General features: G+C 62.5%; 8 protein-coding genes and 1 pseudogene. All 9 read left to right on the top strand.

From position 1 onward, the window contains the following. A pseudogene (locus AAAC48_RS16490) lies at window positions 1–284 on the top strand (6-chlorohydroxyquinol-1,2-dioxygenase); the annotation flags it as partial. Further along, the gene (locus AAAC48_RS16485; protein ID WP_340655220.1) at window positions 281–1,339 is read left to right on the top strand and encodes a maleylacetate reductase; all 1,059 of its coding nucleotides are present in this window, start codon (window positions 281–283) and stop codon (window positions 1,337–1,339) included. The pseudogene AAAC48_RS16490 and the gene AAAC48_RS16485, both read left to right, overlap by 4 nt. 53 nt (window positions 1,340–1,392) lie before the next feature. Continuing rightward, complete coding sequence (locus tag AAAC48_RS16480; protein WP_340655219.1) at window positions 1,393–2,673, top strand: ABC transporter substrate-binding protein; 1,281 nt, start codon at window positions 1,393–1,395, stop codon at window positions 2,671–2,673. A 53-nt stretch (window positions 2,674–2,726) separates the two neighbouring features. Next, entirely contained in the window at window positions 2,727–3,446 is a 720-nt protein-coding gene (locus AAAC48_RS16475; RefSeq protein ID WP_340655218.1) for an ABC transporter ATP-binding protein, read from the top strand. After that, entirely contained in the window at window positions 3,446–4,165 is a 720-nt protein-coding gene (locus tag AAAC48_RS16470; RefSeq protein ID WP_340655217.1) for an ABC transporter ATP-binding protein, read from the top strand. Before AAAC48_RS16475 ends, AAAC48_RS16470 begins: the two co-directional genes overlap by 1 nt. After that, window positions 4,152–5,015, top strand: a complete 864-nt coding sequence (locus AAAC48_RS16465; RefSeq protein ID WP_340655216.1) for a branched-chain amino acid ABC transporter permease — start codon at window positions 4,152–4,154, stop codon at window positions 5,013–5,015. Before AAAC48_RS16470 ends, AAAC48_RS16465 begins: the two co-directional genes overlap by 14 nt. 9 nt (window positions 5,016–5,024) lie before the next feature. Then, entirely contained in the window at window positions 5,025–6,110 is a 1,086-nt protein-coding gene (locus tag AAAC48_RS16460; RefSeq protein WP_340655215.1) for a branched-chain amino acid ABC transporter permease, read from the top strand. After that, window positions 6,103–7,857, top strand: a complete 1,755-nt coding sequence (locus AAAC48_RS16455; protein WP_340655214.1) for an FAD-dependent monooxygenase — start codon at window positions 6,103–6,105, stop codon at window positions 7,855–7,857. The genes AAAC48_RS16460 and AAAC48_RS16455 overlap by 8 nt, the downstream gene beginning before the upstream one ends. Before the next feature lie 7 nt (window positions 7,858–7,864). Continuing rightward, on the top strand, window positions 7,865–8,587 hold a 723-nt coding region (locus AAAC48_RS16450), incomplete at its 3' end, for a dioxygenase (protein WP_340655213.1).

Raw genomic sequence — 8,587 nt, 5'->3', positions numbered from 1 at the left:
GCTACGGAGTGCCGAGTGACGGTCCGGTCGGCAAGCTGCTCGGCCAGGCTGGTTATCCGCTGCGGCGGCCGGCGCATTTGCACTTCATGATCAAGGCGCCGGGCTTCGAGACGATCACCACGCAAATCTATGATGGCAGTGACCCGCATCTCGCCGAGGACGCGATCTTCGGCGTCAAACCAGAACTCGTGCGCACCTTCGAGCGAAAGGGCAAAAGCCGACCGTCATGGCGGCTGGACCTCACCTTCGTCATGGTGCGGGCAAGACAGGGAGCCGCGGCATGAACCGCGATTTTATCTATAGCGGCAGCCCCGCTCATATCGTCTTCGGGCAAGGTAAGAGCGGCGCCGCCGGCGAATGGGTCGAGAAGCTCTACTGCAGCCGTGCCCTAGTGCTCGCTACACCGCAGCAGAGGGCGGATGCGGAGGCGCTGGCAGAGCGGCTGGGCCCGCTCGCCGTCGGTGTCTTTGCCGGTGCCGTCATGCATACGCCTGTTGATGTCACCGAAGCGGCGATGAAGGTCATGGCCGAGACCAAGGCCGACTGTGTGGTTTCGCTCGGCGGCGGCTCAACAACCGGGCTCGGCAAGGCGATCGCCTATCGCACGGACCTGCCGCAGATCGTCATTCCGACGACCTATGCCGGGTCTGAAGTGACGCCGATCCTCGGCCAGACGGAGGGAGGGCGGAAGACCACGGTGCGCCATGCCAGCATCCTGCCGGAAGTGGTGATCTACGATCCGGCGTTGACCACGGGCCTGCCCGTCGGCATGAGTGTCACGTCGGGGCTGAATGCCATGGCCCATGCGGTCGAGGCGCTCTATGCGCAGGACCGCAACCCGATCTCGTCGCTGATGGCGGTCGAGGGGCTGCGCGCCTTCAAGGCCAGCCTGCCGGATATCATCAAGACACCGCAAGCGCTCGATGTCCGTGCCGAGGCGCTCTACGGCGCCTGGCTTTGCGGCACGGTGCTCGGCACCGTCGGCATGGCACTGCATCACAAGATCTGCCACACGCTTGGCGGCACTTTCGATACGCCGCATGCCGATACACACGCGATCATGCTGCCGCACACGGCCGCCTACAACGCGGTCGCCGTGCCCGAACTGCTGGCACCCGTCGCAGAGATATTCGGCGGCTCGGTCGGTGGCGGCCTCTGGGATTTTGCCATGGAGATCGGCGCGCCGCTCGCGCTCAAGGATCTGGGGCTCACCGAAGCCGACCTCGATCGCACGGCGGAGATCGCCATCGAAAACCCCTACTGGAACCCGCGGCCGATCGACCGGCAGTCAATCCGCGGCCTGCTGCAGCATGCCTGGGAGGGCAAGGGGCCGGCATAGACCAATGCCGACATCACACTCTGTGGGAGGACAGAACAATGGGAGGAGGAAACATGTTTACCAGACGCGAGTTTCTAAAGACGACGGCCGCTACCGGTGCGCTCGCCGCGACAACCGGCCTTGCAACGCCGGCGATCGCTCAAGATGCGGCGATCAAGCTCGGCTATGTCAGCCCGCGGACCGGGCCGCTCGCCGCCTTCGGCGAGGCCGACAAATTCGTCATCGACAGTTTCCTTTCGACGACAAAGTCGATGGGTCTCAATTACGAGGTCGTCGTCAAGGACAGCCAGTCTAACCCGAACCGGGCGGCAGAAGTCGCCAAGGAACTGATCGTCGATGATGAGGTGAACCTCATTCTGGTCGCCTCCACGCCGGAGACGACCAATCCGGTGGCAACAACCTGCGAGGCGGAGGAAATGCCGTGCATTTCCACGGTCGCGCCGTGGCAGCCCTGGTTCATCGGCCAGCAGGGCAATCCCGGCGACCCGGCGTCGTGGAAGCCATTCAATTATGCCTATCACTTCTTCTGGGGCCTCGAAGACGTCATCGCCATCTTTACCGATATGTGGTCCCAGATCGAGACCAATAAGAAGGTCGGCGGCCTCTTCCCAAATGACGGCGACGGCAATGCCTGGGGCGACAAGGTTGTCGGCTTCCCATCGGCGCTCGAAAAGATGGGCTATGCGCTCACCGATCCAGGTCGCTACCAGAACATGACCGACGATTTCTCGGCGCAGATCAACGCCTTCAAGTCCGGCCAGTGCGAAATCATCACTGGCGTCGTCATCCCGCCGGATTTCACTACCTTCTGGAACCAGGCCAAACAGCAGGGTTTCGCCCCGAAGATCGCCTCGATCGGCAAGGCGCTGCTCTTTCCGCAGACGGTGGAAGCGCTGGGTAAGGCCGGTCACAACCTGTCCTCGGAAGTCTGGTGGACACCGAGTCATCCATTCAAGTCGTCGCTGACCGCCGAGACGTCGGCGCAGGTAGCCGAGGCCTTCACCAAGGCGACGAGCCGGCCCTGGACGCAACCGATCGGTTTCGCCCATGCGCTGTTCGAACTGGCAGTCGATGTGATGAAACGCGCCGGCGATCCGACCGACAGCGATGTCGTCGCCGAGGCGATCGCCGCCACCAAGCTTGATACGCTGGTCGGGCCGATCGCCTGGGACGGCAAGAACCTGCCGCCTTTCGCCGCAAAGAACATTGCCAAAACGCCGCTCGTCGGCGGCCAGTGGCGGCTGAAGGACGGCGGCGGCTACGATCTCGTCATCACTGATAACAAGACAGCGCCGAATATTCCGGTCGGCGGCAAGATGGAAGCAATCGCCTGATTTTTGGCGCGGGGGGCCTCGCGGAGGCCCCGCCTTTCCTAGGAGGAATGGGCTTGGCTATTCTCGAAGTCGATGGGGTCTCGAAAAAGTTCGGCGCGCTGACGGTCGCCGAAGCGATCTCCTTTGCCGTCGGCAAAGGCGAGGCGCTCGGCATTATCGGCCCGAACGGTGCCGGCAAGTCGACGCTGTTCAACCTCATCACCGGCAATATCGCCACCGACAGCGGCACGATCCGTTTTCTTGGCAGCGACGTGACACGCGTGCCGCCGATGGCGCGCTGTCTGTCGGGCATGGGGCGAACCTTCCAGATCCCGCAACCCTTCGAGAAGCTGACGGTGTTCGAAAATCTCTTGGTCGCCGGAGCCTTCGGTTCGCGGCGACGGGAGGCGGAGGTGTCGGATCGCTGTGCCGAAATCCTCGTCGAGACCGGGCTGATCGACAAGGCCAATGCGCCCGCCGGCAGCCTTTCGCTGCTGCAGCGCAAGCGGCTGGAGCTCGCCCGGGCGCTGGCGACGGAGCCGAAACTGCTGTTGCTCGACGAGATCGCCGGCGGCCTGACGGAGGGCGAGTGTCGGTCGCTGGTCACCACAATCGGCAACATTCATTCAAGCGGCATCGCCGTCATCTGGATCGAGCATGTGCTGCATGCGCTGAACTCAGTGGTGGAGCGGCTGCTGGTCCTGCATTTCGGCAAGGTCATCGGCATCGGCAAGACCGATGAGATCATGGCCTCGCGTGAAGTCCGGGAAATCTATCTGGGGATCGAAGTCTGATGACGCTTCTCGAAACCAAGGGACTGACTGCCTCCTATGGCGATTTCCAGGCGCTGTTCGGTGTCGATATCACCGTCGGCGCCGGCGAAACCATCGCCATTATCGGGGCCAACGGTGCCGGCAAGACGACACTGATGCGCTCGATCTCAGGCGTGCTGGCCAATTCGGCGGCATCGATCCTTTATCGGAACGAGCCGATCGGCGCACTGCCCGCACCGGATATTCTGGCGCGTGGAATCGCCATGGTGCCGGAAGGGCGAAAACTCTTTCCGTCGCTGACGGTCGAGGAAAACCTGCTGATCGGCAATTATGGCCGCAAGGTCGACGGCCCCTGGACGCTCGAGAGCATCTTTGCGCTTTTTCCGATCCTGGAGGAGCGACGCAACAATCCCGCAACCGCGCTTTCCGGCGGCCAGCAACAGATGGTGGCGATCGGCCGGGCACTGATGTCGAACCCAGAGGTGCTCCTCTGCGACGAGATCAGCCTTGGCCTGGCACCGGTCGTGGTGCGCGGCATCTATGCGACCTTCCCGCGCATCCGCGAAACCGGCGCCTCGATCGTCATCGTCGAGCAGGACATTGCGCAGGCGCTGAAGGTCGCCGACTGCGTCTACTGCATGATGGAGGGGCGGGTGACGCTCACCGGCCGGTCTTCGGATTTAAGCCGCGATGATATCCACAAGGCCTATTTCGGGACGGAACACCATGAACTGGCTTGATACCATTCTCCAGGGCGTTTTGCTCGGCGGCCTCTATGCGCTGTTTGCGGCGGGCTTGAGCCTCGTCTTCGGCATCATGCGGCTGGTCAATCTTGCCCATGGCGATTTGATTGTGCTCGCGGCCTTCCTGATCCTCGTGCTGGTGACGGCACTTGGTCTCAACCCGTTTGTCGCCGCCGTGATCGCTGCGCCGCTGATGTTCGCCATCGGCTGGGCGCTGCAATATCTCCTGCTCAACCGCACACTCGGCAAGGATATCCTGCCGCCGCTGCTCGTGACCTTCGGCCTGTCGATCGTCATCCAGAACGGCTTGCTTGAAAGTTTTTCCGCCGATAGCCGCCGCGTCTTTGCCGGCAGCCTGGAAAGCGCCTCGATCAATCTCGGCCCGGTCAATGCCGGCATCATGCCGCTGATGACCTTCTTCTTGGCCATCGCCGTCATCGTGTGCCTCAACCAGTTGATCTACCGCACCTCCGTCGGCCGCGCCTTCCGGGCGACCTCGGATGATCCGGTGACCGCCGGCCTGATGGGCATACGGCCGCAGCGCATTTTTGCGCTGGCAACGGGTTTGGCCATGGTCGTAGTGACGATCGCCGCCCTCTACCTCGGCACGCGCGCCAATTTCGATCCGACATCGGGGCCGTCGCGGCTGATCTATGCCTTTGAAGCGGTCATCATCGGTGGGCTCGGCTCGCTGTGGGGTACGCTTGCCGGCGGCATCATTCTCGGCGTTGCGCAGACAATCGGCGCTGCGATCAATCCGGAATGGCAGATCCTTGCCGGCCATCTCGCCTTTTTGGGCGTCCTCCTGTTCAAGCCGCGCGGCCTCTTCCCGCGCGCCGTCGATTGAGGTGCAGCGATGACCATGGCCATTCCATCCTTCACGGTCGAGACGCGCACAAGGGCGTCGACATTGTCGGCAGCAGCCGTCATCGCTCTGCTGCTTCTCGCCTTTGCCGCTCCCTTCATCGTTTCGCGCGGTGTCATCCAGGAGCTGTTCTTCATCCTCACCATGCTGGTGCTGGCGCAGAACTGGAACCTGCTTGCCGGTTATGCCGGGCTGATCTCGGTCGGCCAACAGGCTTTCGTGGGGTTTGGCGCCTATACGATGTTCGGCGCGGTCATCCTCTTCGGCGTCGATCCGGTCGTTGCGATCCTGATTGCCGGGCTGTTCTCGATTGCCCTTGCCTTTCCGACCGCCTTCTTCACCTTCCGGCTCTACGGTCCCTATTTCGCCATCGGCACCTGGGTGGTGGCCGAAGTCGTGCGGTTGTTGCTTGCCCAGTGGAAGGCGCTTGGCGGCGGCACCGGCACCTCGCTGCCGCGTGATGCGACCCGCGACATGGTGGGCGTAGACATGATGCGCGATGTCTTCGGCATGAAGGCCTCGCAGGCAAGCGATGCGCTGACCTATTGGCTGGCGCTGATCCTCGTCGTCGCGACGATCGGTTTCATCTATGGTCTTCTGCGCAGCAAGCAGGGTCTTGGCCTCGCCGCCGTCCGTGACAACGAGCAGGCCGCCCGCGCCGTCGGCGTCGATGCCCGGCGGATGAAGACGCTGGTCTACCTCGCCACCGCCTTCATCACCGGCATCTGCGGCGCGCTTATCTACGTCCAGAAGGCGCGCATCTCGCCGGATGCCGCCTTCTCGGTTACCGACTGGACGGCCTACGTCATCTTCATCGTCGTGATCGGCGGCATCGGTACGATTGAAGGCCCGATCCTCGGCGTCATCATCTTCTTCTTACTGCAGAACCTGCTGGCCGACTACGGCTCCTGGTACCTGCTGGTGCTGGGCCTTCTCGGCATCGCCATCATGCTTTTTGCGCCGCGCGGCCTCTGGGGATTGTTCTCCGATCGCACCGGCATCCAGCTTTTTCCGGTCCGCCGCGTTCTGAAGGGCGGGCCGCTCAATCTCACGCATAAGGGAGGGCCTCATGGCTGACATTATGACCGACGTACTCATCATCGGCACCGGCCCGGCAGGCTCGGCCACCGCAGCCCTGCTTTCGTCCTACGGGGTCGAGAACATGGTGATCAACCGCTACCGCTGGCTCGCCAGCACGCCGCGCGCGCATATTACCAACCAGCGCACCATGGAGGTGCTGCGCGATCTTGGCCGCGACGTGGAGGACGAGGCCTATATGTTCGCCGCCGAGCAGGATCTGATGGGCGAAAACGTCTTCTGCACCTCGCTTACCGGCGAGGAGATCGGCCGGATGAAGAGCTGGGGCAAACATCCGCTTTCCCGCGCCGAGCATCAGCTTTCTTCGCCAACCCAGATGAACGACCTGCCGCAGACCTTCATGGAGCCGCTCTTGTTCAAGACCGCCTGTTCGCGCGGTACTCAGTCGCGCATGTCGACGGAATATTTGAGCCACGTCCAGGAAGGCGATGGCGTCACGACGACCTGTCTCGATCGGCTGACAGGCAAGGAATTCACGGTCCGCTCCAAATATCTGGTCGGGGCGGATGGTGGCAATTCCAAGGTCGCGGAACATGCCGGCCTCGCCTTCGAGGGCAAGATGGGTGTCGCCGGCTCTATGAACATCCTGTTCCAGGCCGATCTCTCCCGTCTGGTCGCGCATCGTCCCTCGGTGCTTTACTGGGTGCTGCAGCCGGGCGCGGATGTCGGCGGCATCGGCATGGGGCTGGTGCGCATGGTGAGGCCATGGAACGAATGGCTGATCGTCTGGGGTTACGACATCAACCAGCCGGCACCGCAGGTGGATGAAGCGCATGCGAAGAAGGTGGTGCGCGATCTGGTCGGCGACCCCGATCTCGAAATGACCATCAAGTCGGTCTCGACCTGGACCGTCAACAATCTGTACGCTACCACCATGTCGAACGGCCGCGTCTTCTGTATGGGCGATGCGACCCACCGGCATCCACCGTCGAACGGTCTTGGCTCCAATACCTCGATCCAGGACGCTTTCAATCTCGCCTGGAAGCTCGCCTTCGTGCTGAAGGGCGCGGCCGGGCAGAAACTACTCGACAGCTATCAGGCCGAACGGGCGCCGGTCGCCAAGCAGATTGTCACCCGCGCCAACAAGTCGATCGAGGAGTTCGGACCGATCTTCAAGGCGCTCGGCCTGCTTGATTCCATCGACCCTGTGAAGATGCAGCAGAACATGGATGCCCGCTGCAACAACACCGTGACCTCCGAAGAGCAGCGTGCGGCAATCCGCAAGGCGATTGCCGACAAGGTCTATGAGTTCGATTGCCACGGTGTCGAGATGAACCAGCGCTACCGCTCCGGCGCGGCCATCACCGATGGGCAGGTGGAGCCGGCCTTCACCAAGGACCCGGAACTGCACTGCCAGCAGACCACTTGGCCCGGCGCACGGCTGCCGCATTCCTGGGTGTTTTCCAATAGCGGCGAGAAGGTTTCGACACTCGATCTCACCGGCCACGGCAAATTCACGGTTCTGACCGGTATCGGCGGGCAGGGCTGGGTCGAGGCCGCCTGTAGTCTCGGCAAGGAATTGGGCATCGACATCGCCGCCCATGTCATCGGCCCGCGCCAGCCGTGGCAGGATTTTACCGGCGACTGGGCCAATATCCGCGAAATCCGCGATAGCGGTATTGTGCTGGTCCGCCCGGACCACCATGTCGCCTGGCGGCGCGAGACGATCACAGACGATCCGGCGCGCGAACTGCGTCGGGTGCTAACAGCCATTCTTGGAAAGTGAGACCGTGATGGACGCGCATGAAAAAGGCTTCTTTACCGAAGAGAATTCCGTCGAGGTCGTCACCGGCCGTAACAAAAATGCCAAGGACGAGCGGCTGAAGCAAATCATGGAAGTGGTCACTCGCAAACTGCATGAGGCGGTCAAGGAGATCGAGCCGACGCAGGAGGAATGGTTCCACGCGATCCTGTTCCTGACGCGTACCGGCCAGATGTGCAACGAGTGGCGGCAGGAGTTCATCCTCCTGTCCGACACGTTGGGCGTCTCGATGCTGGTCGATGCGATCAACAACCGCAAGCCGTCCGGTGCCTCGGAAAGCACAGTGCTCGGTCCCTTCCATGTCGAGGGCGCACCGGAGCTGGAGATGGGCGCCAATATCTGCCTTGATGCCAAGGGCGAGGACATGGTGATCGGCGGACGCATCCTCGATACGGCGGGACAGCCGATCAAGGATGCGGTAATCGACGTCTGGCAGGCCAATGACGAGGGCTTCTACGACGTGCAGCAGCAGGGCATCCAGCCGGATTTCAACCTGCGCGGCGTCTTCCGTACCGGTGCTGACGGCCGCTACTGGTTCCGGGCGGTAAAGCCGAAATACTATCCGATCCCGAATGACGGCCCGGTCGGCCAGATGCTCGATCATCTCGGCCGCCATCCTTATCGCCCCGCGCATCTGCACTACATCATTAAGGCCGAAGGCTTCGAGACGCTGATCACCCACATCTTCGATCCG

Source organism: Phyllobacterium sp. (genome assembly GCF_037994405.1).
Lineage (GTDB): Bacteria > Pseudomonadota > Alphaproteobacteria > Rhizobiales > Rhizobiaceae > Phyllobacterium.
Note: the sequence above shows the minus strand (reverse complement) of the source record. Positions and strands in the feature narration are given on the sequence as shown.

Coding starts and splice junctions, on each gene's coding strand:
- AAAC48_RS16485 (WP_340655220.1), top strand. CDS start 281: ATGAACCGCGATTTTATCTATAGCGGCAGCCCCGCTCATATCGTCTTC.
- AAAC48_RS16470 (WP_340655217.1), top strand. CDS start 3,446: ATGACGCTTCTCGAAACCAAGGGACTGACTGCCTCCTATGGCGATTTC.
- AAAC48_RS16455 (WP_340655214.1), top strand. CDS start 6,103: ATGGCTGACATTATGACCGACGTACTCATCATCGGCACCGGCCCGGCA.
- AAAC48_RS16480 (WP_340655219.1), top strand. CDS start 1,393: ATGTTTACCAGACGCGAGTTTCTAAAGACGACGGCCGCTACCGGTGCG.
- AAAC48_RS16465 (WP_340655216.1), top strand. CDS start 4,152: ATGAACTGGCTTGATACCATTCTCCAGGGCGTTTTGCTCGGCGGCCTC.
- AAAC48_RS16460 (WP_340655215.1), top strand. CDS start 5,025: ATGACCATGGCCATTCCATCCTTCACGGTCGAGACGCGCACAAGGGCG.